This window comes from Vibrio sp. 10N.247.311.47, assembly GCF_041467535.1.
GTDB classification, from domain to species: Bacteria; Pseudomonadota; Gammaproteobacteria; order Enterobacterales; family Vibrionaceae; genus Vibrio; species Vibrio crassostreae_C.
Map to the genome: position 1 here is coordinate 38,403 of NZ_JBFSUR010000022.1, position 23,902 is coordinate 62,304.

Genomic DNA, 23,902 nt, shown 5'->3' on the forward strand with positions numbered 1-23,902 from the left:
TGTCTTTTATCATTCTGAAAATAACGCGCACGCATAGTATCACGATATGGTGTGCTCTCGAAGCCTGTCGCTTTTCACTGTAAATAGCCTTTCGTGATAAATAGCTTTGAACGGTAAATAGATTTGCACGATAAACTGCTATATAATCTTGCCCCAATCAAAACTGTCTCACCCCTTTCTTAGGTGATGCACTCTTTCGATAGTAAATCACTTCAGACTGTTAATAAGGTAGATACCAATGCGTCCAAATGACCGCGCTGTAGATCAAATTCGTCCAATTAAAATTACTCGTAACTACACAGCTTATGCTGAAGGTTCTGTATTAGTTGAGTTCGGCAACACTAAAGTTCTATGTAATGCGACGGTAGAAGAAAACGTACCGCGTTGGTTAAAAGGCCAAGGAAAGGGTTGGGTAACGGCTGAATACGGCATGCTGCCACGTGCAACGCACACTCGTAACCGTCGTGAAGCGGCGAGCGGCAAGCAAGGTGGTCGTACGATGGAAATCCAACGTCTGATCGCTCGTAGCCTACGTGCTGTTGTTGACCTGAAAGTAATGGGTGAAATTATGATCACTGTCGATTGTGATGTTATCCAAGCAGACGGCGGTACTCGTACTGCTTCTATCTCAGGTGCAAGCGTTGCAATGGCTGATGCTATCAACAGCCTACTAGTAAGCGGCAAACTGAAAAAGAACCCAATGAAAGGCCACGTAGCGGCAGTTTCAGTGGGCATCGTTGGTGCACAAGCACTGTGTGACCTTGAGTACGTTGAAGACTCAGCAGCCGATACCGACATGAACGTTGTAATGACGGAAGACGGTAAGATGATTGAGATTCAAGGCACAGCAGAAGGCGAACCATTCAGCCACGAAGAGCTGATGCAGCTTTTAGCCCTGGCTAATAAGGGCATTGCCGATATCGTCGAAGCGCAGAAAGCTGCGTTGGCCGACTAGTCATTTTTAATAGCTCCTTTTTTAAGGGGCTATTTTTTTATTTTCGTCATATATAACTCTACACCAGCGTTAGCTGCAATTTTTCACCCTAATCACATAGGTCCCCTATGCTCATAGGGCTGAAAAACCTTGCTGCCTTGTTGTAGAGCTATCTATTTAGAAAATACATCATTGTTAGCTTCCTGAGCGATTGGAAGTTAGGAACTGGAAAGTAAATTAATTTAGAGGATGAGCATGAAAGCATATCAACGTGAATTTATTGAATTTGCACTAGAGAAAGAAGTACTTAAGTTTGGTGAGTTTACTTTAAAGTCTGGCCGCAAGAGCCCTTACTTCTTCAATGCTGGATTGTTTAATACAGGTCGTGACCTAGCGCGCTTAGGTCGCTTCTACGCAGCAGCATTGGCTGATTCTGGCATTGAGTTTGATGTACTATTTGGTCCTGCATACAAAGGTATCCCAATTGCAACGACGACAGCGGTTGCACTAGCGGATCACCACGATGTAGACACGCCTTACTGCTTCAACCGTAAAGAAGCGAAAAACCACGGTGAAGGTGGCAACCTTGTCGGTAGCGCGCTTGAAGGTCGCATCATGTTAGTGGACGACGTGATCACTGCAGGTACTGCGATTCGTGAGTCGATGGAAATCATCCAAGCAAATGGCGCTGATTTAGCGGGCGTGCTTGTTGCTATCGACCGTCAAGAGAAGGGCAAAGGCGAACTGTCTGCGATTCAAGAAGTTGAGCGTGACTTCGGTTGTGCGATTATCTCAATCGTTAGCCTGACTGACTTGGTGACTTTCCTTGAAGAGAAAGGCACAGACGCAGCACATCTAGAGTCAGTAAAAGCGTACCGCGCTCAATACGGCATCTAATACTACTCGTAATTAGACTATAGAATGCACAAGGGGCTGATGATTCATCAGCCCCTTTTCTTTTGGTTCAGTATTCATTATTTATAACGAATGCCGCGCTCCACTTCTGGGTCTTCCATGGTCTTAAAGCGCTTGTGCAGCCACATCCACTGTTCTGGTGCTCTTAAGATAATCTTCTCAAGGTAGCGGTTCATGTAGGCGGCAGCCGCTTTCTCATCTTTCTGTGGATAGTCATCTTCGATCGATTCATCGGCCATGATCTCATACTTGCCATCGGCATTTCTAAAACCAGAACCCGGAACAAGTGCGCATCGGCTCGTATAAGCCAGAATACTAGTGCCTGTTGTAGTACATGCATCTTCTACTGCGAAGAAAGGCACAAACACAGACTTGTTACGACCGTAATCATGATCCGGTAGGTAGAAAAGGATCTCACCTTGGCGCAGGATTCGAATCATACGCTTCACGTCTTTACGGTGAATCAGGCGGTTGCCGTTCTGAGTACGACCACGGTATTGAATGAATTCATAAGCCGGATTGTTGTGCGGGCGATAAACACCTAAACCAGAAATACCTAATACAGCCATTGCTCGCGCAGTGATCTCTAGATTTAAGGCATGCACACAGCATAGAAGAACACCTTTACCGTTAGCTTTGTGCGTACGCAGTGTTTGGGTGTCTTTATCTACTAGGATGCGCTTGAAGCGCCACGTAGGCCAAAACCAGGTAATGCCGGTTTCGATGAGTGCCATACCTGTGTTCTTAAAGTTCTCACTGACCATTGCCGCGACTTCATCTGCTGTCTTGTCTGGGAAGGCGAGCTCCAAGTTACGTGTTGCTACCGCGACGCGCTTTTTACCATAGCGAGCACCCAAAGAGCCTAACGATCGGCCTAACAGCAGTAAGAGGCGATAAGGGAGAACGTTAACAATAAGCGCCAATAACCCAAAACCAAACCATACACCCCAATATTTAGGGTGAAGTAGAGCTAGAGTAAAAGGCGGCTTAGTAATCACGTGTTGTGCTGTGCCGTTTGCTGAAGAAGTTTTCGTCGTCATAACCATCACTTAAGATTTGATTGCCACTTAATTTGATTGCTACTTAATCTGAGCGCTTAGCAGTGCCCAATAAGCATCAAAGTTTTCTGTTGGTTGATATTTGAAGTCTGAGCGAACAAATCGATTCAAGCTGCCTTCAACTTGACCGAGCAGTTGAGCGGCTAAGATTTTCTCATCAACCGGGAATGATTTCCCTTCACGAAGCTTTCTTTCACGCAGGATCTGGCGAAGTTGCGTCTCAATGCGTTCGAAAAGTTGGTTGATGCGATCACGCAGGCGTTCATTTTCAAACATTAGAGCATGACCAGATAAAATTCGAGTCAGGCCTGGGTTACGTTCTGAGAAAACTAAGATAAGTTGTAGTACTAGGCGTATGCGCTCTAGCGTGTCTTTCTCTTCATCCAGAATGCGGTTGATTCGAGACATCAACGCTTCTTCAATGAACTCGATCAGGCCTTCAAACATGCGGGCTTTGCTTGGGAAGTGGCGGTATAACGCAGCTTCAGAAACACCCACTTGCTTGGCCAACTTTACCGTTGTGATACGAGAAGCACCTTCGGTCGATTCCAACATTTGTGCGAGAGCTTGTAGGATTTCTTCACGACGGTTTGATTTTCGAGTACCAGCCATCTATTTACTTCCTTTCCTAAAGATGAGGATTGAGTGAAGAAGGATTATAAACACCATTCAATTCTGTTTCCTAGTTTTGTAAGCCCTAGGTCAACAGAATCGAGAGGTGTCAGCAGATTATCAGAGCAAATTTGTGCGTTTATACATTAATAAGCTGTTGGATCTGATCGAGGATCTGGAAACCAAGTGTGTCTTTGCTTTCCAGTGGCAGAGATTTATCGCCGCCTTTCCAATAAAGGTGCAGCTCATTGCTACTGCTATTGAAGCCTTGGCCTTCGACAGAGACATCGTTGGCGCAGATCATGTCGAGGTTCTTTCTTTCCAGTTTGCCGCGTGCGTACTTCTCAACATCTTGAGTTTCTGCTGCGAAGCCGACAGTAAATGGGCGACCTTCGGTCATTGAAGCGACAGAAGCGACAATATCTGGGTTTTTAACCATTTGAATGGTCATGTCGTCTTTACCGTCGACCTTTTTAAGCTTTTGGTCTGCAATGGTCTCAGGGCGGTAATCGGCAACTGCGGCGCAGCTGATGAAAATATCGTGTTGAGAAGCGTTAGCAGTAACGGCATCAAACATCTGTTGTGCGCTGTCGACATCAATACGATTAACTTTATTTGGCGTTGCTAATGAAACAGGGCCGCTGATTAGAGTCACTGTTGCGCCTTGTTTCGCGGCTGCTTCAGCCAGTGCATAGCCCATCTTGCCCGAGCTGTGGTTGGTAATGTAACGCACCGGGTCAATCGCTTCACGAGTCGGGCCTGCAGTAATAAGCACAGAACGGCCAGCAAGTGGCTTAGGTTGGAAGAAGTCTTCACAGCGATGCACGAGCTGCATTGGCTCTAACATACGACCCATACCGACATCACCACACGCTTGCTCGCCAGCCGCTGGCCCCCAAACTTCACAACCACGACGTTTTAGTGTCGCAATGTTCTCTTGAGTGGCAGGGTGGCTGTACATTTGTTGGTTCATTGCCGGAGATACCGCAACTGGCGCATCGGTTGCTAAAACCAAAGTGGTCAGTAGGTCGTTACCCATGCCCGCTGTCATACGAGCAATCAGGTCTGCGGTTGCTGGCGCTAGTAATACCAAGTCAGCCCACTTTGCGAGCTCAATGTGCCCCATGGAAGCCTCAGCAGCAGGATCAAGCAAACTATCAGACACTGGCCTTCCAGAGACGGCTTGCATGGTGAGAGGAGTAATGAACTCCTTGGCTGCATTCGTCATCACGACTTGTACTTGCGCTCCACGTTCAATTAAGCGTCGAGTCAGTTCGGCACATTTATACGCAGCGATACCACCACTAATGCCAAGTAGGATTTTTTTCCCAGCCAGGCCTTGTAGGTCAGCGTTATCCAGTTGATTAACCAATGTTTGCATGATTCTGTTCCTTAATTTCTCTGCGACTTACGATATCAGAACAAAGGATAAGTGCCTAGAAGCAGAACTCGAACAGAGTTGACGCTCATCAAGTTGGTGTTATCAAACTTATCAATTACACGATTTTGTTAGTGTCTCGTTTCCTTTGATCTCTATCGAAGGATCTCTGATTACGATCTCATTAAGGTGATGGGTTGTGTTCATGACCAATGATTGTCTTTATATGCCAATAGATAAAATACCTGCCGAATCGATGCCGAGAGAAAAGTTGTTAAATAGAGGGCCTGATTCTTTGAGTGATGCTGAACTGCTCGCGATATTCCTGCGAACAGGGACACAAGGAATGAACGTGTTGGAACTCGCTGACAAGTTGATCAAAGACTTTGGCTCACTCCGTCATCTTTTTTCAGCAACACAGGAAGAGTTTTGTGCTCATAAAGGGATGGGGCAGGCCAAGTATGTTCAATTGCAGGCTGTATTAGAGATGACGCAGCGTTATCTAGCAGAGACTTTATCTCGTGGAGATGCGCTTACGAGCCCTAGCCATACTAAGCTTTATCTTTCGAGCATGTTGCGTGATCGCCAGCGAGAAGCCTTCTATATATTGTTCCTCGATAACCAAAATAGGGTAATAAAGGACGAGGTGATGTTTGAAGGAACCATCGATGCCGCATCGGTTTACCCACGGGAAGTGGTTAAACGGGCACTTCATCATAATGCGGCGGCATTAATCTTAGCTCATAACCATCCTTCAGGTGTTGCTGAGCCCAGCCAAGCGGATAGGCGGATTACACGCCGATTAACCGACGCATTAGCGCTGGTGGACATCCGAGTTCTCGACCATTTTGTCGTTGGAGATGGCGAAGTTGTCTCTTTTGCAGAGCGTGGATGGATTTGAATCACATTTTAGGTTGTTAGTTGCGTTAAATCTGCTATTATTCCGGCCACATTTTTAGACCTAAAATCAGCTCTGATTACTCAAGCAAGCTGCGCTGCACAAAAAAAGATCACGAAATCCGTAAAAAGGATCTGTTCGGGTCTTGAGCAATGCGTGTCAAGTTAGTATAATGCGCGACCTTTGATAGCCTTGTATGGATTTTCCATAACGGTTTTTACCTTCTATTTTAATTGATAGAGAGGTTCGGCCACCAAGGTTGATATCGAGCTGAAACGATTGGAGAAGACATTCATGTCCCGAGTATGCCAAGTAACTGGTAAGCGTCCAGTAACGGGTAACAACCGTTCACACGCACGCAATGCTACTAAGCGCCGTTTTCTGCCGAACCTACAAACTCATCGTTTCTGGGTAGAGAGCGAAAAACGTTTTGTTAAACTACGTCTAACTGCTAAAGGCATGCGTATCATTGATAAGAAAGGCATCGATGCTGTTCTTGTTGATATCCGTGCACGTGGCGAAAACGTTTAAGAGGAATTAAGCAATGGCTAAAGGCATTCGTGAGAAAATTCGTCTAGTATCTTCTGCAGGTACTGGTCACTTCTACACAACTGATAAGAACAAGCGTAACATGCCAGGCAAATTTGAGATCAAAAAGTTTGATCCAGTAGTTCGCCAACACGTTATGTACAAAGAAGCTAAAATCAAGTAATTGATGCTTTTTTTGCTCTTCTTCAGTAGAAGAAAGAATTGAAAAACCCAGTTTAATCGCTGGGTTTTTTTATATCTAAAATTTGAGGAACTCAATTATTCTTGCTTGATATAGCCTCTGATAGATAGAAATCTGTACAACATAGAAAGTATTGCCACTTTCACGATATACTGAATGTTCAATAGGTTAGATGAGCAGAATCAGATGAGATATCGTGGACGCCGGTGGAACAACATACTCATGTTCAGTGTGATCGCTTTTATTGGCGTGTTAAACCTTCCAACATTGATCAAAGCGTACCTTATCGAGCCTGAACCGCAGGTTGATAGCCCTTATCCTTATCTCCTGAACCCAACAGCAAAGCTTCAAGCGTTACACTTTGCTAAGTGGTCTGTCATTCAACAAGATAATCAATGGGTTTACCAGTTCGAAGATACTGACTTTCCTCAAGCCACCAATGCACAAGAGCTGTCACAACGTTGGAAAGAGCTTGTGGGCACGGAAGTCGACTCACAGACCTACACAGACCTTACGCCTCGGTTAAATACACCACACACCATCGAAGTATGGTATCAAGACCAAGAAGAGCCCCAGCGTATTACCTATTATCAATTGCCTGAGTTCTGGTTGTTAAAAAACTGGAATGATCAGTGGTTGGCGGTGTCTATTGAAGAGAGCTACCTGTTTCCAAGCTTTAACGCTAACCACTCCTCTAAATCGGACGACTAGATTATGCCTGAATTACCCGAAGTCGAAGTAAGCCGTATGGGGATCTCACCTCATTTAGTCGGCGAGACCATTAAAACGCTTACCCTTCGCACGCCTAAGCTGCGTTGGGATATCCCACAAGAGCTCAAAGCATTAGAAGGGCAGGTGATTCGATCTATCTCGCGCCGTGCAAAGTACCTATTGATTGAAACGGATACTGGCACTGCCATTGTTCACCTTGGTATGTCTGGCTCACTGCGCGTGTTAGATGCCGATTTCCCGGCAGCAAAACACGATCACGTGGATCTTAAGCTCACCAACGGCAAAGTACTGCGCTATAACGACCCTCGCCGCTTTGGTGCATGGCTGTGGTCTGCTCCTGATGAAATACATCCAGTGTTACTTGGATCTGGCCCTGAACCGCTAACTAATGACTTTAATGCTGACTACATAGCCGAGAAGGCAGAAAAGCGTAAGGTTGCCGTCAAGCAATTCATCATGGACAACAAAGTGGTGGTGGGTGTCGGAAATATCTACGCCAACGAAGCGCTATTTTCTGCACGTATCAACCCTTTGCGTCCCGCAAGCAAAGTGACAAAAGAAGAGTGGGTCTTGTTGACCAAAGAGATCAAACAAGTGCTCGCCACCGCCATCAAGCAAGGCGGCACTACCCTAAAAGATTTCGCACAGGCGGATGGTAAACCTGGATACTTTGCTCAAGAGCTACAAGTGTATGGGAAAGCGGGTGAAAAGTGCCCAAGCTGTGAAGCTCTGATTCAAGAGTTGAAAATAGGGCAGCGGAATACGTTCTTTTGTGAAGAGTGCCAAGTATAAAAAAACTGAACGCGCGTTCACTTTTTACTGCTAGTAGATATAAGTGCTAGTCGCTACAATTACATTAATGATATGAATTGAGAATAGTAGAATGAAATATTTAGTAACTGGCGTTGCCGGTTTTATCGGATCTGCAGTGTCAGAGCGACTATGCGCAGCAGGCCATGAGGTTGTCGGTATTGATAACTTGAATGACTACTACGAAGTCTCTTTAAAGCATGACCGCCTTAAACGTATCGAACATGAAAACCTGACCTTTATTGAGCTGGATCTTGCTGATAGAGAGGGCATGGCGAAGCTGTTTGCTGAGCAAAAATTTGACCGTGTGATTCATTTAGCAGCGCAAGCTGGCGTTCGTTACTCAATTGATAACCCAATGGCGTATGCCGATAGCAACCTTGTCGGTCACTTAGCTATTCTTGAAGGTTGTCGCCATAATAAGGTTGAACACCTCGTTTATGCTTCATCGAGTTCCGTTTATGGCTTGAATCAAAAAATGCCATTTCATACAGCAGACAGTGTTGATCACCCGATTTCACTGTACGCCGCGACTAAGAAGTCGAATGAGTTGATGGCGCATACCTATTCTCATTTATACGACGTACCAACGACAGGTCTTCGCTTCTTTACGGTTTACGGCCCTTGGAGTCGCCCTGATATGGCGATGTTCAAGTTTGCGAATCTAATCGTGGCGGGTAAAGAGATCGATATCTATAACAATGGCGACATGATGCGTGACTTCACTTATATCGATGATATCGTTGAAGGTATTATTCGTGTTCAAGATCGTATACCAGCCAAGCAACCAGATTGGACCGTTGAGCAAGGGTCACCAGCAACCAGTTCTGCTCCGTATCGCGTGTTTAACATCGGTCACGGCAGCCCGGTTAAATTAATGGACTACATCGAAGCATTAGAAGGTGCTCTAGGTGTTGAAGCGAAAAAGAACTTCATGCCAATGCAGCCTGGTGATGTGTACGCGACTTACGCTGATACGGAAGATTTGTTTGAAGCGGTTGGTTATAAACCTCAAGTGAAGATCCAAGAAGGCGCGAAAGCTTTCGCGGATTGGTATAAAGCTTACTACTCACTATAAGAGTTAGTTTCTCTTATAAAAATAGCGCTCAATGAGCGCTATTTTTATAGGTAATCGCATGATTGCTTTTTAGGTATAAGTATAAGTATAAAGAGAGGGGGCAATTTAATGTGAGTGTACTTTTCCTAGACCTAGAATTTTGGTCTGAACTCTTTATCTAGTACTGCAAGGTGATAAAGGTTTGTTGATAGATTAAGTGCCATACTCTTTATTTTGTTCACAATCTTCATAAAGGCGACAGAATAGTCTTTTCTACCTTTATGTTTACGACTACCGATAATTGACGGCCGTTTACTACGCTGTAATCCAGCAGAAGAAACACCAAACATGGGGTGCTTATGAATCCAAGTATTCCTTAAGAATACATCAACTGGATAATTAAAAGTTGAACTTTGTTCGATGAAAGCTTGTGCCGCTTTGGGAGATATAGCATAGCAGGCGGTTCCTTGAGGAACTTTCAAATACTTTACAAGATGCTGTGTATCGTACTTATCAACTGAATAATGTAGTCTATTCTTACTGTCTTGTAAGCGAATAAAACCACACTGCTCAATATGCTGCTCGGCGATAGTCAAAGTATTGCGAAATATATCGATATCAATATCGGCATGATCTTCGAAGACTAAAATGGGTTCATTTAACTCTATGCATTTTTGCCAAATAAGATAATGGCTTGCATAACACCCCACTTCCCCAATTGCATGCGGTCTACCCATATTGTGTAAAAAAGCTCTATCGTGAATTCTTGTTAGTAGAGGATGTTCATCGGTTCGTGCATCCACTCCGATAAAAAACTCAAAATCAACCTGAGCATCCTTAAGGGCGTTAGCTGTTGATTTTTGCCTACAATGGTTTGCTTTTAAGGTAATACAGTATGATTTCATAAAGCTATATTGATGTGTTTATTTATAGTGAATCATAGTAACACTCGCCTGGATTTTTGTAATAACGGTTCACTTATTTAGCGATTATGGTTGTGACGGGCTTCAAGAATGTTGAGGCAGTATGGCTGATTGACTATTAGTGGTTCTGTAGTGTCGGAAAGATCGTGCTCGGGGCGGATTAAATTATAGGTATTAATAAAAATAGCGCTCACTGAGCGCTATTTTTATTTTTCGGAGTAGATAAAGAGAACTACTTGGCTGTTTTTATTGTGATTTCGTCTGCTACTTTTTGTGGCACAAACTGACTAATATCCCCGCCGTGTATAGCGACTTCACGAACAATGGTTGAAGAGAGGAAAGCATATTCTTCTGAAGGGGTAAGGAACACGCTTTCAAGCCCTGGTAGTAACTTGCGGTACATGCTAGTGAGTCCAAACTCGTACTCAAAATCCATGGTTGTTCTTAGGCCTCGCACCAACACATTCGCTTGCTGCTGTTTAGCAAAATCGACCAGTAACCCCGAAAATCCTTCAACAGACACGTTAGGTAAGTGAGACACCGCATCACGTAACAACTCTACACGTTCATCTAATTCAAACATGGTTTTTTTACTTGGGCTCGCTGCTACTCCAACAGTGATATGGTCAAACATGCTAGCGGCACGAACAATGATATCAAGGTGGCCATTGGTCACCGGATCAAACGTTCCTGGATAAATAACGTGTGTGCTCATTTTAGCTGTCCTTGCTTAATGTAGTGTTCGAATTCGGTGCTTTACTAGAGTTTAAGGCCTTATCGAGTTGCTGCTTTACCATATCGAGTGTGATGTCTTTCATCAGATCATCGCCTTTAGCACGGGTTCCCCATGGAAGGTCTGCGACTGGTTTACCTTGTTGTGCTTCTACGTGCTGTTGATAAACACTCACTACGATATCGAGATCGTTGTAAGGTCCTGTTCTACGAGGGTCGCTGTGCGCGTACAAGCCGATTACAGGCGTTGACTGCGTAGTTGCCAAGTGGGCTGGGCCAGTATCAGGTGCCAATACCACCGTTGCATGTTTCAGTACGGCAGTCAGTTGCTTCAAGTTCGTTTTGCCAATCAAGTTGGTTACTGGCGACTGGCATAATTTTTCGATGTCGCTACCAAGGTTAACTTCTCTTGGTGCCGGAGAACCACATAACACCACTTGCATGCCTTGTTCGACAGCATAATCAGCAATAGCTGCATATCGCTCAGTTAACCAATTGCGTGAATCTTTGCTTGCCGCTGGGGAGATAACCAAGGTCGGCTTGTCTGCCATGGTGCTAATTGCGAGTTGTTCATCTTCAGGTGTTAAAGGGATATCCCATTGAGGCTTATCGAAGGGGACACCAATGTAGCGAGCAAATTCGGCAAAGTTATCCAACACATGAAACTTATCTGAAATAGGTAGATGGTGGTTGGTAAAGAGTGACTGCATTTCACGAGTACGGTTTTTGCCAAATCCCACTTTGCACTTCGCCTTTATCCCCCAAGATAGCACGCTGGCTCTGAGTGCGGCTTGCATATGCAGAAGTGCATCAAATTTACGATCAGATAGCTGACGCCATAATTCACGCATTCCTTTGAAGCCTTGTTTCTTATCGAAAACAATCACCTCAATACCGGGTAGATCACCGATCAGCATGGCTTCTATTTTGCCCGTTATCCAAGTGATTTTCGTTTCAGGCCACTGCTTCTGGATGGCTTGAACCACAGAAATAGCATGACAAACATCGCCAATCGCGGAGAGGCGAAGTATGCAAAGAGATTGAGGTGCAGTTGAGAACAGTGACATAAAGTGCCCGAAAAAAGTGAATAACATCAGAATTATGCAGATACTCGCATTAGTTGTAAAATAGCAATGACGAAAAGCGACCCAAAGGCCTCATAGATGGAAACGATTAGCACCAAGAACCAAACAATTTGGTACGACCCTGAACTTTTGGCTCAGGTACCAGAGGGCGATATCGCTCAGATTTTTGAGGCTGAATATTGGCAGCAACAAGACGCCATTTCAGGCAGTGCTCAAGGGCGCGGTACCACATGGTTCATTCAGCTTGATGGAATACAGGCCGCATTGCGCCATTATCGCCGTGGCGGATTGTTTGGGAAGCTAGTCGAAGACCAATATCGTTTCTCTGATTGGGAGAGTACTCGCTGCGCTATGGAGCTTAATGTCCTAAAGATATTGGCAAACGCAGGTGTGAATGTACCGAAGCCCATTGCTGCTAGAGCCATTAAAAGCGGACTACTTTATCGAGCGGACTTAATGTCTGAACGAATTCCCAATGCCAAAGATCTGGTTGATGTCTTGGTCAATGGCCCGATAGATGCGGATGTTTATCGTCGAATTGGCCAAGAGGTACGCAAGATGCACGATGCTGGGGTTAATCATACCGATCTCAACATTCATAATATCCTGCTTGATGACTCGCAAAGGGTGTGGATTATTGACTTTGATAAGTGTGGTCAGCAAGCGGGTGATGACTGGAAAGAAGGCAACTTGAATCGCTTAAAGCGCTCGTTCTTAAAAGAAGTGAACAAGCGCCAGATTCAATGGCAAGAGTCGGATTGGGAACCGTTATTGCAAGGCTACCAAGGTTAGTTGCTGTTAGTTAAGAGTGGTGACTAGCTAAGAAGGCCATTAGCTAAGAATGGTCATTAATTAAGAATGTATGCCAAGGTTTTATCCAACGCCCCTCGGTTCTGCTCAACTACTTGATAAGCCGCTAAGCCTTTAGTTTTGCGCAGCTCTGATTGTTTGAACAGTCGTTGGAGTTGGCCTGCGATATCTTGGCTATCTTGACATATAACCACGGCATTGGCTTCCAGTAGCTTGTCTGTGATCTCGCTGAAGTTAAAGTAGCTAGGACCATTCAATAAAGGTAGTTGTAGGGCTGCTGGTTCTAGAAGATTGTGGCCACCTACCTTATCGCCTACAAGGCTTCCTCCCATAAAACACACATCAGCACCACCGAGTAAGGTCAACATTTCTCCCATCGTATCAGCAATATACACTTCAACATCAGAGGCGATAGGTTGTTGACTTGTTCGAGTGATGGTGTTGAATTCTTGCTGTTTAGCCAGTTCCGTCACTTGATTAAATCGCTCTGGATGACGAGGCACAATCATCAACAAAGTATTAGGATTGTCTTTAAGGAGCTGTTTATGAGCGTCTAAGATAATTTCATCTTCGCCTTGATGAGTGCTGGCTGCTATCCACACACAGCGTTCAAAGCCAATTTGTTCACGTAACGCTTTGCCTTTTGATACTTGTTCAGCTGAAACTTCAATATCAAACTTGATCGACCCAGTCACATGCACAGATGCTTTATCTAACCCTAATCGTATAAAACGCTCAGCATCACTTGGGTATTGGCAAAGTACTTGAGAGATATTTTTGGCTAAGAGATCAAAAACGGCTTGGAATTTAGCATAACGCTGGCACGAGCGTTCAGATAGGCGAGCGTTGAGTACCGAAATGGGGATTCCAGCTTTCGCGACGCAATGCAGTGTATTTGGCCAAAGTTCTGTTTCCATAATCAACATTTGCTTTGGTTTTACTGACTTAAGGAAGCCTCTTACACACCAAGAAAAGTCAATAGGCATGTAACGATGTTCGACCAAACTACCAAACTTGTCTATTTGCTCTGCACCTGTGCTGGTTGTCGTGGTAACGATGATGGCTTGATTTGGATCTCGCTGCTTTAGTTGTTTGATAATAGGTATCGCAGCAATAGATTCACCAACCGACACCGCATGAATCCAGATAGGGCTTTTACCTTGAATTTGCGGCGTAATGCCGAAATGTTCTTTCCAGCGCTTGCCGAAACTTGGTTTGCCGGGTTTGCTCTTATAAAGCCCATAGAGGAGTAGTGGAGAGGCCAATGACAATATAAGAGTGTATATAAGTCGTATAAGCATAAGAACAGTGACACCAGAGGGTAAAATCAGTAATGAGAAGAGTATTTTCTTCAATCTCGAAAGTAAAGAGCGTTATAATTAAATGCTTAGTGACACTTTCAAACGGAAATGGTGAACTCTATCTCATCGCTTATTCAAACCGATCAATCCTATCGTTTCTTGCTCTATGTCGAGCAAAACTACTCATTTGCTATTCTTCGTCCATTTTATAACTACGCGAAGCAACTTGGCCACGATGTAAAGTGGTTACTCGTTGGGGAAGGTGCTTCTGAACATCTTTTACTGGATCAAGAGCAGTGTGTCTCTTTGACAGAAGCTGTCGCCTATAATCCTTCGGCTGTTTTAGTGCCAGGGGATCGCGTTCCTGCTTTTATCCCTGGATTGAAGGTGCAAGTGTTTCACGGTTTGAACGAGAGCAAACGAGGGAACTTATATCCTGAACGTGGTCTATTTGATTTGTATTGCACCGAAGGCCATGAAAGAACAAGCTCGCTTGAGCCGCTAGCTAAGCAGCGCGGCTATTTTCAAGTTAAAGAGACCGGGTGGCTGAAGCTCGATAGCTTGTTTAATTATCAAACCAGTGACAAGCATTTTGAAAGACCTCAAATTCTATTCGCTTCCACTTTTTCGCCAAGTTTATCCTGTGCTGAATTGGTTTATGAAGAGCTTAAGCGCCTAAGCAAACTGAGCCAGTGGCAATGGTTAGTCACATTGCATCCTAAAATGAAGCAAGAGACACGAGAAAAATACCAGGCGTTGGAAGGGGACAACCTTCTGTTCTTCGACAATGATCGAGTGATTGAAATGCAGCATCGTGCTGATGTTATGGTGTGTGACAACTCATCGATATTTCAGGAATTCTTGTTGCTCAATAAGCCGGTTGTTACGGTAAATAACCGAGAGCCTCAAGCGAGCTTCATCAATATTACCCAAGCAGAGCAGTTAGAATCAGCAATTCAACAAGCTATGCTGCCTGATGAAACAAGAGATAAAGCCATTGCTAATTATGGTCCGTCAATAACGCCATATTTGGACGGTCAATCCTCAGCGAGAGTTCTGAGTGCTATTACGGATGTGCTAGAAAGCGGTTGGCAGGATAAAAAACCAAAAAATTGGATTCGTAACTTTAAAATCCGCAAATCATTAAACTATTGGAAATTCTAGGGCTGAATAATGAGAAAACATACCCTGTCTGTCATTGTTATTACCAAGAATGAAGAAGACCGAATTGAAACTTGCCTAAAATCTGTGGTTGATATTGCCGATGAGCTAATTGTGTTAGACAGCGGATCAACGGACGCAACCGTTGAGATATGCCAAAAATATACAGATAACGTGACAATCACAGATTGGCCTGGCTTTGGTAAGCAAAAACAGCGAGCGCTAGATAAAGCGACATGTGATTGGGTGCTATCAATTGATGCTGACGAAGCTCTCGATAAAGAGATGAGCGACGCTCTTGTTGAACTATTAAAACAAGATCAAATCAAGCACACTGCTTATAAACTTCCTTGGGGAGTGACTCTTTATGGCACGACTCTAAAACATGGCCGCAGTGCTCGTGCAGTATTAAGACTGTTTAAGAGAGAAGGCTCTCGATATACGTTAGACGAGGTTCACGAGACCGTCGTTCCGGAGCAAGGCTCTACAGGGATATTGAAGGGGTTTCTTCTTCATTACACCCATCGCGATTATGGCCATGGTTTAGATAAAGCAGCGCAGTACGCTTGGCTTGGCTCCCAAAAATACCATCGTAAAGGCAAGAAATCACACGGCTTATTCCTTGCTCTACTTCGAGCGATGTGGACGTTTTTCCTTGTGTACATTATCCGTCGTGGCTTTATGGATGGTAGTGTCGGTTTCATTATGGCTATGACTTACGCTCAGGTGAATTTCAATAAATATGTCGGCTTGTGGCTTATCGAAAAAGAAAGGAGTTAACCAGTGGCTTTTAAATTAGAGTACTGCCTGTCAGATACTTACAATGTAGGGGATGATCTTAACCCTTGGCTATGGCCACAACTGTTTGGTGACTTGATTGTAGAAGATAGCTCTCGTTATTTTTTAGGCATAGGGACGATTTTGACGGAGAAGCGATTAAATAAAACTCTTTCAGGTGCGGACGAAGTTATTATCTTCTCATCAGGCGTATGAGGGTAGAGTGTCCCTAAGTTATCTGATAAATGTACTACTTGTGGTGTAAGGTGGTCTAGAACGGAAAAAGATTAGGGTTAAACCCCTTAGCCAATGACAAGAACAATTACCAGTTGAGTTCTTCGGAACAACTAAATGCGATAGTTAAGATTCGAAAAGAAGTGATAAATAAAATTATCAAAGATAAAAACTCAATTGTTAGGGTAGGTTAAATCATTTCCCCTACCCTAATAGCATTAAATTATTTCTTAGTTAATTTTTCAAAAAAGTTAATGTGCTGTTTTACTGTTTCTGATGACGAAAAGTAGCGCTGAAGTCTGATCTTTGCTTTACGTCCCATCTCCACGCATTGTTCTTTATTATTTGCCATATTGTTTATTGATTCACCTAATAACTGAGCGTTTTTTACGGGAACAATGTGACCAGTTTCGTTTTCTTCAATTAGCTCTGGAGAGCCACCTGTTGTCGTTACGATTGATGGTGTCCCATTAGCCATGGCTTCAACGATCGTTCTTGGAAGGCCTTCCCCACTGATCGATGGCTGGATTTGAAAGTCAGCCATTGCCATTATCGATGGAACATCTTTTCTGTGACCAATGAAGTGGATTCTCTCCGACATAGGGCTTTTTTGGGCCATATCAAAGTAAGGCTCGTAACCACTGCCAATTAAAAGGAGGTGGAAGTCAGGGTTTTCAACAAAGCGTGTAGCCTCAATTAGAACATCAATCCCTTTACTTGGCCTTACATGCGCGGCACATACAGCAATGACTTTACTTGAATCTAAGCCAAATTCTTCCGGCTTATTTGCTTGAACAGTATACCAGTTTAGTTCATGACCTTTATAAATAGTTACTACATTTTCTTTGTCACACCAAGCTCTCTTTTTCACGTCGTTAGCAACAGCTTTTGATACGCAAACAATGCCGCTGACTTTTGGGTGTAGGTGAGTAAGGTAAGCGGAAGGATCATGGCGATATAGGCCGCCCGTAGTCCCGCGATATGTGATTAATTTGGTTTCTGTACCAATACAAGCAAACGCCGCGTTTGGGATTGTTTTGGAATTAAATGCATAAAAGATGTCATAGCTTTTATTTTTAAGTTCTTTCTTATAAGTCCTGATAGTTTTTAAACAAATCTTTTTATTAGGGTATGCATCAATAACTTTCACACCACACTCTCTAAACCGTTGAGTGTATTCTGCATCTCCTTGGGTAATAACTGTTACCTCATGGCCTTGCTTTACCATTTCAACAAACATTTCGGCTTCAGGGCGTACGCTATTTCGAGCATGGTAGTAAGAACTAGCAATAAGAATTTTCATTGAGTTACCGCTTCGAGTATTTGAATTTTATATTATGTAAATTACGTTGAATTGTTTCGTTTAAATTGAACCACTCACGCTTACATTTCTTGAATAAGCTTCTAGTGCTAGTGCGTTTTTCATACCCGATATCAGAATCAAACTTAGGGTCGTTTGTTAAACAAGGAACAGCAGTTCCATAGCATTCAACATCGTTTTGCCAGAATCGGTCCATATAAATATCTACGGCCATATACCACTCTTTTGAATGTTCAAGGAATTTATTCGCCCCTGAAGGCCTCAAGAAATAGGCTGTTGCACTCATATGCCCTTTAGTGAACTTATGAATACTAGTGGAATTAGCTTCGAACACTTCGTAAGAATCATATTTACGGCGTTTATTTTTGAATAATCTCACACACTCTACATTTTCTGGTATATCACTAATATCTCGAATGAAGTTGAGGAATTCTTCTTTATATAGAAGAGCATCATCTTCAATTACGATTATTGACTGATTGAGTTCAACACACTTTTCCCATAATAAAAAGTGGCTTGCATAGCATCCTAGCTGTCCTGCACTCAATGTCTTTGCTCTGTATGTTTGGCTTAAATCATCGTTATAAAGTTTCAGTAGCGGATGAGGAGGAGACATTCGGCCATCTATCGCAGAAAAAAACTCAAAAGGAAGAGATAGTTCATCTAGTTGACGACTAATGTTCTCTTTTCTCTCTGTCGAAGATTCTAAGTTTATGACAAAAATTTTAGTCATGGTAATTCTCTTACATCTTAAGCGATCGGGTAATAATAACAATGATAGGATCTTTGTGGAGCGTGAATGCTCTAGTTGTATGATTTCTCATCTATAATATCTCAGGTTTATGTTTATCTGTGATACGGGTTGTCATTACTTTCCGGACGAGTCTTAAGCAGTCTTAAGATCCACATATATTGCTCTGGGTTTTTGCTCACGTAATTTTCAATACATTGGTTCATCATACGTGCGTCCTCTTCTTCGCTTCCTGTTGGGAAAGGTAGAGCAGGGTTGAAGTCCAAGGCGTATTGGCCTGTACTGCTATCGTATTGAGCAAACAAGGGCACAATTTTAGCTTTACTTAGTTTTGATAGGCGACCAAGGCCTGAGATAGTTGCTTTTTGAGTCGCGAAAAAGTCAACGAAGACACTGTGCTCACGGCCAAGATCTTCATCAGGGAGGTAGTAACCCAGGTACCCATCACGTACCGACTTGATGAAAGGTTTGATACCACCGCTGCGATCATAAACACGACCGCCGTATTGCACGCGCTGTCGGTGCATTAGCCAGTCACTGAGTTTGTTTTTTTGTGCTTTCGCCATCGCAGATACAGGTAAATTGCGTGAAGCTAATAATACCGCTGGGATATCGATAGCCCATGTGTGTGGCACCAGCAAGATCACATTCTCGCCACTGTCTATAATATCGGTTAGGTTGCTTAGGCCGTTTATCGCAGTGTTATTCTCTAGCCAAGTTTTACTCTTGAGTGTCAGTGAAGCAAATCCCATCAAAAATGAGATGGAAGTAACGTATGACTGATAGAGAGTTTCTTCGCGCTCTTCGATTGATTGCTCAGGGAAACACATCTCAAGGTTCACTCGAGCCCGGCGGTTAGCCTTATTCTTAATTTTTACAGCTTGCTTAGCCATAAACTTAGCTAATGCTAAACGAATGCTATTAGGTAAGAAGCAGACTAAAGACGATAACAAAACAGCAATCCAAGTTCCCCAGTATTTAGGTGCTAGAAAACCCCATTCAAACTCAGGATTGTAAGCTTTTGGATCAAAATCATTGCGTTGTGTGGTCATTCATTCACTACATTATTTAAATCAGAGAGTTAACTTAATATCGGTCACTCTGGGAATGATTATATTCGTTAGACATTCCCAATAATACACGCTAAAAGTAGGGTGTATTATTGGTCCTAATCTGAAATATACCGTTAAGCGTTTACGATCTTCATGTACTCAGCAACGCCATCGGCTACTGCTTTAAACTCGATATCGCAACCTGTACCGCGAAGCTTCGTTAGGTCTGCTTGAGTGAATTCTTGGTAAGCACCTTTTAAATGCTCAGGGAAAGGAATCGTTTCGATTTCGCCTTTACCATGGTGCTTGATAACTGCCTTGGCGACTTCTTCAAACGACTCAGCATTGCCAGTACCTAGATTAAAGAGGCCAGATACCCCATTCTCTAAGAACCACAAGTTTACAGCCGCGACATCACCCACATACACAAAATCACGCTTAAAGGTTTCGCTACCTGCGAACAATTTCGGGTTTTCACCGGCATTCATTTGGTTGTTTAGGTGGAAAGCGACAGAGGCCATGCTGCCTTTGTGTTGCTCGCGTGGACCATAAACATTGAAGTAACGAAACCCTACGATTTGCGAAAGCTTTTCGTTGTGTGCTGCTGCATCCGCGGTTAAGCGGCGAACGTAGTTATCAAATTGTTGTTTTGAATAGCCGTAGACATTCAATGCACCTTCGTACTCTCGTTCTTCAATGAAAGTGTCGGTTTCACCGTAAGTTGCAGCTGAAGAGGCATACAAGAAAGGAATTTCACGTTCAACACAGTAATGAAGTAGCTCTTTTGAGTATTCATAGTTGTTGAGCATCATGTATTTGCCATCCCACTCAGTGGTAGCAGAGCATGCTCCTTCATGGAAAACAGCTTCAATATGACCAAAATCATCACCGGCCATGACTTGAGTTAGGAAGTCATCACGATCCATGTAATCCGTGATGTCTAGGTCTACAAGGTTCTTAAATTTCTTACCATCTTTTAAGTTGTCGACGACTAGAATATCGTTGTGGCCCGCTTCATTAAGCGCCTTAACAATATTGCTGCCAATCATGCCAGCACCACCAGTTACGATAATCATAATTTCTAACTCTTTTGAATACAAAACTGTCACGAGTATAGCAAGGAATGGATAAAGCGGGCTAGTGGAATAATTCCCCAACCAGAGTATGATACGGCAAGCTAAGTTATAAATTATGTTGAGTTAATTACTCAAAACTATAGGTATTATCATGAAGATTGCAGTAGCCGGTACTGGGTATGTGGGTCTATCAAACGCAATGCTGTTAGCACAACATCATGAAGTAGTCGCGGTAGATATCATCGATGAAAAAGTGACAATGCTGAATAATAAGCAGTCACCGATTGTAGATAATGAGATTGAGCACTTTCTATCAAATAAGGCGCTGAATTTCAGGGCGACAACAGATAAAGCGGCTTACAAAGATGCTGAGTTTGTCATCATTGCTACACCAACCGATTATGATCCAAAAAATAATTACTTTGATACCAGCTCTGTAGAATCGGTCATTAAAGACGTCATGGATATCAATCCAAATGCTGTCATGGTTATCAAATCAACGGTCCCTGTTGGTTATACTGAGCGTGTTAAGCAAGAACTGAACTGTGAAAACGTTATGTTCTCACCTGAATTTTTACGAGAAGGCAAAGCCCTGTACGATAACCTACACCCATCACGTATTATCGTTGGTGAGTGCTCTGAACGCGCTAAAGTGTTTGCGAATCTGCTGGTTGAAGGCGCAGAAAAAGAGAGTATCGATGTTTTGTTTACTAACTCAACGGAAGCCGAAGCAGTAAAACTGTTCTCAAATACCTACTTAGCGATGCGTGTTTCTTATTTCAATGAGCTCGATTCTTACGCGGAAGCGCATGGCTTGGATTCTCGTCAGATCATAGAAGGTGTTGGCTTAGACCCTCGTATCGGCAATCATTACAACAACCCTTCATTTGGTTACGGTGGTTACTGCTTACCAAAAGACACCAAGCAACTATTAGCAAACTATCAAGATGTACCTAACAATATTGTGGGTGCCATTGTCGATGCTAACCGTACTCGTAAGGACTTCATTGCGGATTCAATTATTAAGCGCTCGCCTAAAATTGTCGGTATTTATCGTTTGATCATGAAGGCTGGCTCCGACAACTTTCGAGCATCGTCGATTCAAGGGATAATGAAGCGTTTGAAAGCTAAGGGTATCGAAGTGGTCGTATTCGAACCTGTGTTAGAGGAAGAGCATTTCTTTAACTCGAAGGTTTATTCTGACCTAGAAGAGTTCAAAGCTGTATCGGATGTGATTGTATCTAACAGAATGGTGGAAGAAATCGCAGACGTTGCAGATAAGGTGTACACACGAGATCTGTTTGGCAGTGATTGATTCGGCTCTATTTTAGCTAATGCTAATTAGACCAGATGTTAACAGCTCGATCTATCCGTTTAGTGGCGATATACTGAACCTCTAAACGGATAGGGATACTAATAACTAATGAAAACACGTGACAAGATTGTTTACGCTGCTCTAGAGCTTTTTAATGAGCACGGTGAGCGTAGTATTACGACCAATCATATTGCTGAGCATATCGAGATTAGCCCTGGTAACCTCTACTACCATTTCCGCAACAAGCAAGAAATTGTCCGTGACATCTTTACTCTCTATTCGACAGAGTTACTTGAAAGGTTCACACCGATTCAAGGCCAACAAGAAAGCCTGACGTTACTAAAGACTTACTTAGATTCTATCTTCACACTGATGTGGAAGTACCGATTCTTCTATGCGAATCTGCCTGAAATATTGTCACGTGATGAAAAACTCCACCTTGATTACATGGCCGTACAAGAAAAGCTGCAAACGAATCTTGTCGATATCATGCGAGCCTTCGTTGAGTTGAACTTGCTAAAAGCAACAGATACGGAAATGAAGTCGATGGTCACTTCTCTTCACTTGATCGCATCGGGTTGGTTAGCCTATCAGTCTGCGATGTCTCCAAAAGCGCAAATAACTGAGCAAGTAGTTCACAAAGGAATGTTGCAGATGATTGCTACAGTTAAACCGATTGCGACTGCACAAGGCTTTGAGCAGCTAACATTATTGGAAGATGGTGTGAGAGCGTTGAACTCTAAGTAGAAAGATACGAGTTCAGCGAGATTCAAAGATTAGGGAAGAGAAGATTAGAGTCGTGGTATGTGTATAGCTACGTCATTCCCTACAGCGAGGAACGAGCGTGATAGGGAATCTTTCTTTATCCTCGAGGCTAGAAATATTATAGCGAGATTCCAGTTATGTCGTTCTTCAATTCTGGAGTGACGGATCTGGTCAATGTAAATGTAGATATTTTGAACGACTTGGTTTGCTCTTAATATCCGCATTACGTGTGTCTCGCATTCGGTCTTAAGCTCTTCGTATCTCGGTTACTCGAATCCAGTATCTGCTTTTACCTAACCAACCAACTCTTCGGGTTTTGAGCTTGGCTATTTCTACGAATCTCAAAGTACAGTGATGGGCGAGTTTGGCCACCAGTGTCACCGGCTAGAGCAATAGCTTCGCCAGCTTTAACCTTGTCACCTTCTTTCTTTAAAAGCGCTTGGTTAAAGCCATAGAGCGTCATATCACCTTTACCATGATCGAGAAGAACCACTAAACCATAGCCTCGCAGATACTCGGCAAATACCACCGTACCTGAGTAAACGGATTTAACCTGCTGACCGTACTTGGCGTTGATCACCATGCCTTTCCAGTTAATTTGCCCCGTTTGACGTGAACCGTAGTTATGTAGAACTTTATCTTTGATCGGCCAAGGTAGCTTACCTTTACGTTTTGCTAGGCCATCCATCGGGACTGCATTACGTCGTTCTCGAGCCGCTTTTTCTGCTTTTGCTATTTCAGCTTTCAGGCGAGTTTCATTTCGCTGAAGTTCAGCCAAGTAATTTTTGTCGCCAGAAATATTCTTCTTAATACTGCCAACGGTTTTCTTACGTTGTGTTTGAGTCTGAGACAACTTGTCACGCTTAGTGGTTTGCTGTTTTAACAATGTTGCGATTTGTTCTTGCTCGAGTTGACGCTGTTTGTGGCTTTCTTCTAATTCAAGTTGCGTCTGTTCAATCGTTTTAATGGTTGCGGAGCGAGCTTTGGCAAGGTGCTGGTAATAATGACTGATGCGATCTTCTTCCACACCTGTGTTGAGGATGTGAGAAGAAGCTTTAGCTCGACTTGTCATGTAGTATGTCTGAATCAGTTGCTCTAATTTATCGGTATGGACTTTTTTCTGAGCCGTAAGCGCTTTAATCTTGGTGTCTAAGTTAGCAATATTTGCATTAGCCGTATTGAGCTGCTTTTTACTGTCTAGAATCGCTTTTTCAAGTGAAGCGATGGATAGCTCTTGTTTCTTGAGGCTTGCTTGTAGGCTATCGAGTTTTTTCTGTTGTGAGGACAGGTTTTTTTGTTGGCGAGATATTTCACTCGATACGCCTTTCAGTTCCCCCTGAGAGGCGGCAAATGACGATGTAGATAAAAGAGCAGCGCAAAGGCTAGCAGATACTAGAAGAGTCCGGCTAATGGCTCGAATTTGTTTCATCATTATCGTCATTTAGTTGTATTCATCTGCTCTTAATTTTTCGAAT

At 43.3% G+C, this 23,902-nt stretch carries 26 protein-coding genes; 14 read left to right on the top strand and 12 right to left on the bottom strand.

The window, feature by feature from the left end; translation table 11 throughout:
* The first annotated feature begins 238 nt into the window (after positions 1–238).
* Entirely contained in the window at positions 239–955 is a 717-nt protein-coding gene (rph, locus tag AB6E51_RS15075) for a ribonuclease PH (protein WP_048663081.1), read from the top strand.
* Positions 956–1,189: 234 nt separating this feature from the next.
* Positions 1,190–1,831, top strand: a complete 642-nt coding sequence (gene pyrE, locus AB6E51_RS15080; RefSeq protein WP_017059267.1) for an orotate phosphoribosyltransferase — start codon at positions 1,190–1,192, stop codon at positions 1,829–1,831.
* A 77-nt stretch (positions 1,832–1,908) separates the two neighbouring features.
* Here the strand turns inward: pyrE and lpxL are convergent, their stop codons facing one another.
* The 3 genes from lpxL to coaBC all read right to left on the bottom strand — a co-directional run bounded on the left by lpxL (position 1,909) and on the right by coaBC (position 4,900).
* On the bottom strand, positions 1,909–2,889 hold the full coding sequence (gene lpxL, locus AB6E51_RS15085) for an LpxL/LpxP family Kdo(2)-lipid IV(A) lauroyl/palmitoleoyl acyltransferase (RefSeq protein ID WP_372058096.1): 981 nt from the start codon (positions 2,887–2,889) through the stop codon (positions 1,909–1,911).
* Between the two features lie 39 nt (positions 2,890–2,928).
* Complete coding sequence (slmA, locus tag AB6E51_RS15090; RefSeq protein WP_004741428.1) at positions 2,929–3,519, bottom strand: nucleoid occlusion factor SlmA; 591 nt, start codon at positions 3,517–3,519, stop codon at positions 2,929–2,931.
* A 139-nt stretch (positions 3,520–3,658) separates the two neighbouring features.
* Positions 3,659–4,900: a bifunctional phosphopantothenoylcysteine decarboxylase/phosphopantothenate--cysteine ligase CoaBC gene (gene coaBC / locus AB6E51_RS15095; RefSeq protein WP_065584549.1), complete on the bottom strand. Its 1,242-nt coding sequence runs from the start codon at positions 4,898–4,900 to the stop codon at positions 3,659–3,661.
* Between the two features lie 223 nt (positions 4,901–5,123).
* Here coaBC and radC point away from each other — a divergent pair, with 223 nt between their 5' ends.
* From radC to AB6E51_RS15125, 6 genes are all read left to right on the top strand, one after another.
* Positions 5,124–5,798: a DNA repair protein RadC gene (gene radC / locus AB6E51_RS15100; protein WP_017071069.1), complete on the top strand. Its 675-nt coding sequence runs from the start codon at positions 5,124–5,126 to the stop codon at positions 5,796–5,798.
* 291 nt (positions 5,799–6,089) lie between these two features.
* Positions 6,090–6,326, top strand: coding sequence for a 50S ribosomal protein L28 (rpmB, locus tag AB6E51_RS15105; RefSeq protein WP_004728407.1), 237 nt, complete (start codon positions 6,090–6,092; stop codon positions 6,324–6,326).
* 13 nt (positions 6,327–6,339) lie between these two features.
* Positions 6,340–6,507: a 50S ribosomal protein L33 gene (gene rpmG / locus AB6E51_RS15110; protein WP_002535344.1), complete on the top strand. Its 168-nt coding sequence runs from the start codon at positions 6,340–6,342 to the stop codon at positions 6,505–6,507.
* Between the two features lie 204 nt (positions 6,508–6,711).
* Complete coding sequence (locus AB6E51_RS15115) at positions 6,712–7,236, top strand: hypothetical protein (protein ID WP_032546317.1); 525 nt, start codon at positions 6,712–6,714, stop codon at positions 7,234–7,236.
* A gap of 3 nt (positions 7,237–7,239) precedes the next feature.
* A complete protein-coding gene (mutM, locus tag AB6E51_RS15120; protein ID WP_372058097.1) occupies positions 7,240–8,049 on the top strand; it encodes a bifunctional DNA-formamidopyrimidine glycosylase/DNA-(apurinic or apyrimidinic site) lyase in 810 nt (269 codons plus the stop codon).
* Between the two features lie 91 nt (positions 8,050–8,140).
* Complete coding sequence (locus tag AB6E51_RS15125) at positions 8,141–9,145, top strand: NAD-dependent epimerase (protein ID WP_010433784.1); 1,005 nt, start codon at positions 8,141–8,143, stop codon at positions 9,143–9,145.
* A gap of 131 nt (positions 9,146–9,276) precedes the next feature.
* Here the strand turns inward: AB6E51_RS15125 and AB6E51_RS15130 are convergent, their stop codons facing one another.
* The 3 genes from AB6E51_RS15130 to AB6E51_RS15140 all read right to left on the bottom strand — a co-directional run bounded on the left by AB6E51_RS15130 (position 9,277) and on the right by AB6E51_RS15140 (position 11,846).
* Entirely contained in the window at positions 9,277–10,029 is a 753-nt protein-coding gene (locus AB6E51_RS15130) for a glycosyltransferase family 25 protein (RefSeq protein WP_016792613.1), read from the bottom strand.
* Between the two features lie 250 nt (positions 10,030–10,279).
* The gene (coaD, locus tag AB6E51_RS15135; protein ID WP_017063092.1) at positions 10,280–10,762 is read right to left on the bottom strand and encodes a pantetheine-phosphate adenylyltransferase; all 483 of its coding nucleotides are present in this window, start codon (positions 10,760–10,762) and stop codon (positions 10,280–10,282) included.
* 1 nt (position 10,763) lies between these two features.
* Positions 10,764–11,846 (bottom strand): glycosyltransferase family 9 protein, encoded by a 1,083-nt coding sequence (locus tag AB6E51_RS15140; RefSeq protein ID WP_010433790.1) that lies wholly within the window; start codon positions 11,844–11,846, stop codon positions 10,764–10,766.
* Between the two features lie 96 nt (positions 11,847–11,942).
* On the opposite strand from AB6E51_RS15140, the gene AB6E51_RS15145 reads away from it, so the two are divergent.
* Entirely contained in the window at positions 11,943–12,656 is a 714-nt protein-coding gene (locus AB6E51_RS15145; RefSeq protein ID WP_372058098.1) for a 3-deoxy-D-manno-octulosonic acid kinase, read from the top strand.
* Between the two features lie 56 nt (positions 12,657–12,712).
* On the opposite strand, the gene waaA is transcribed toward AB6E51_RS15145, so the two are convergent.
* Positions 12,713–13,975, bottom strand: a complete 1,263-nt coding sequence (gene waaA, locus AB6E51_RS15150; RefSeq protein ID WP_372058099.1) for a lipid IV(A) 3-deoxy-D-manno-octulosonic acid transferase — start codon at positions 13,973–13,975, stop codon at positions 12,713–12,715.
* Between the two features lie 132 nt (positions 13,976–14,107).
* Here waaA and AB6E51_RS15155 point away from each other — a divergent pair, with 132 nt between their 5' ends.
* Genes AB6E51_RS15155 through AB6E51_RS15165 form a run of 3 tightly spaced genes read left to right on the top strand, consistent with a single transcriptional unit; the run spans position 14,108 to position 16,129 of the window.
* Positions 14,108–15,139, top strand: a complete 1,032-nt coding sequence (locus AB6E51_RS15155) for a UDP-N-acetylglucosamine 2-epimerase (RefSeq protein ID WP_372058111.1) — start codon at positions 14,108–14,110, stop codon at positions 15,137–15,139.
* A gap of 9 nt (positions 15,140–15,148) precedes the next feature.
* Positions 15,149–15,916, top strand: a complete 768-nt coding sequence (locus tag AB6E51_RS15160) for a glycosyltransferase family 2 protein (RefSeq protein ID WP_017063097.1) — start codon at positions 15,149–15,151, stop codon at positions 15,914–15,916.
* 3 nt (positions 15,917–15,919) lie between these two features.
* Entirely contained in the window at positions 15,920–16,129 is a 210-nt protein-coding gene (locus AB6E51_RS15165; protein WP_017063098.1) for a hypothetical protein, read from the top strand.
* Positions 16,130–16,370: 241 nt separating this feature from the next.
* On the opposite strand, the gene AB6E51_RS15170 is transcribed toward AB6E51_RS15165, so the two are convergent.
* The 4 genes from AB6E51_RS15170 to rfaD form a co-directional block, all read right to left on the bottom strand.
* Positions 16,371–17,450 (bottom strand): glycosyltransferase family 4 protein, encoded by a 1,080-nt coding sequence (locus AB6E51_RS15170; RefSeq protein WP_017063099.1) that lies wholly within the window; start codon positions 17,448–17,450, stop codon positions 16,371–16,373.
* A gap of 4 nt (positions 17,451–17,454) precedes the next feature.
* Entirely contained in the window at positions 17,455–18,201 is a 747-nt protein-coding gene (locus AB6E51_RS15175; RefSeq protein WP_017063100.1) for a glycosyltransferase family 25 protein, read from the bottom strand.
* 113 nt (positions 18,202–18,314) lie between these two features.
* Positions 18,315–19,271: a lauroyl-Kdo(2)-lipid IV(A) myristoyltransferase gene (gene lpxM, locus AB6E51_RS15180; protein ID WP_372058100.1), complete on the bottom strand. Its 957-nt coding sequence runs from the start codon at positions 19,269–19,271 to the stop codon at positions 18,315–18,317.
* 134 nt (positions 19,272–19,405) lie between these two features.
* Complete coding sequence (gene rfaD, locus AB6E51_RS15185) at positions 19,406–20,347, bottom strand: ADP-glyceromanno-heptose 6-epimerase (protein ID WP_372058101.1); 942 nt, start codon at positions 20,345–20,347, stop codon at positions 19,406–19,408.
* Positions 20,348–20,498: 151 nt separating this feature from the next.
* Here rfaD and AB6E51_RS15190 point away from each other — a divergent pair, with 151 nt between their 5' ends.
* Complete coding sequence (locus AB6E51_RS15190; protein WP_372058102.1) at positions 20,499–21,662, top strand: nucleotide sugar dehydrogenase; 1,164 nt, start codon at positions 20,499–20,501, stop codon at positions 21,660–21,662.
* 108 nt (positions 21,663–21,770) lie between these two features.
* Complete coding sequence (locus AB6E51_RS15195; RefSeq protein ID WP_372058103.1) at positions 21,771–22,409, top strand: TetR/AcrR family transcriptional regulator; 639 nt, start codon at positions 21,771–21,773, stop codon at positions 22,407–22,409.
* Positions 22,410–22,716: 307 nt separating this feature from the next.
* On the opposite strand, the gene AB6E51_RS15200 is transcribed toward AB6E51_RS15195, so the two are convergent.
* Complete coding sequence (locus AB6E51_RS15200) at positions 22,717–23,868, bottom strand: murein hydrolase activator EnvC (RefSeq protein WP_371713993.1); 1,152 nt, start codon at positions 23,866–23,868, stop codon at positions 22,717–22,719.
* Positions 23,869–23,902: the final 34 nt, after the last annotated feature.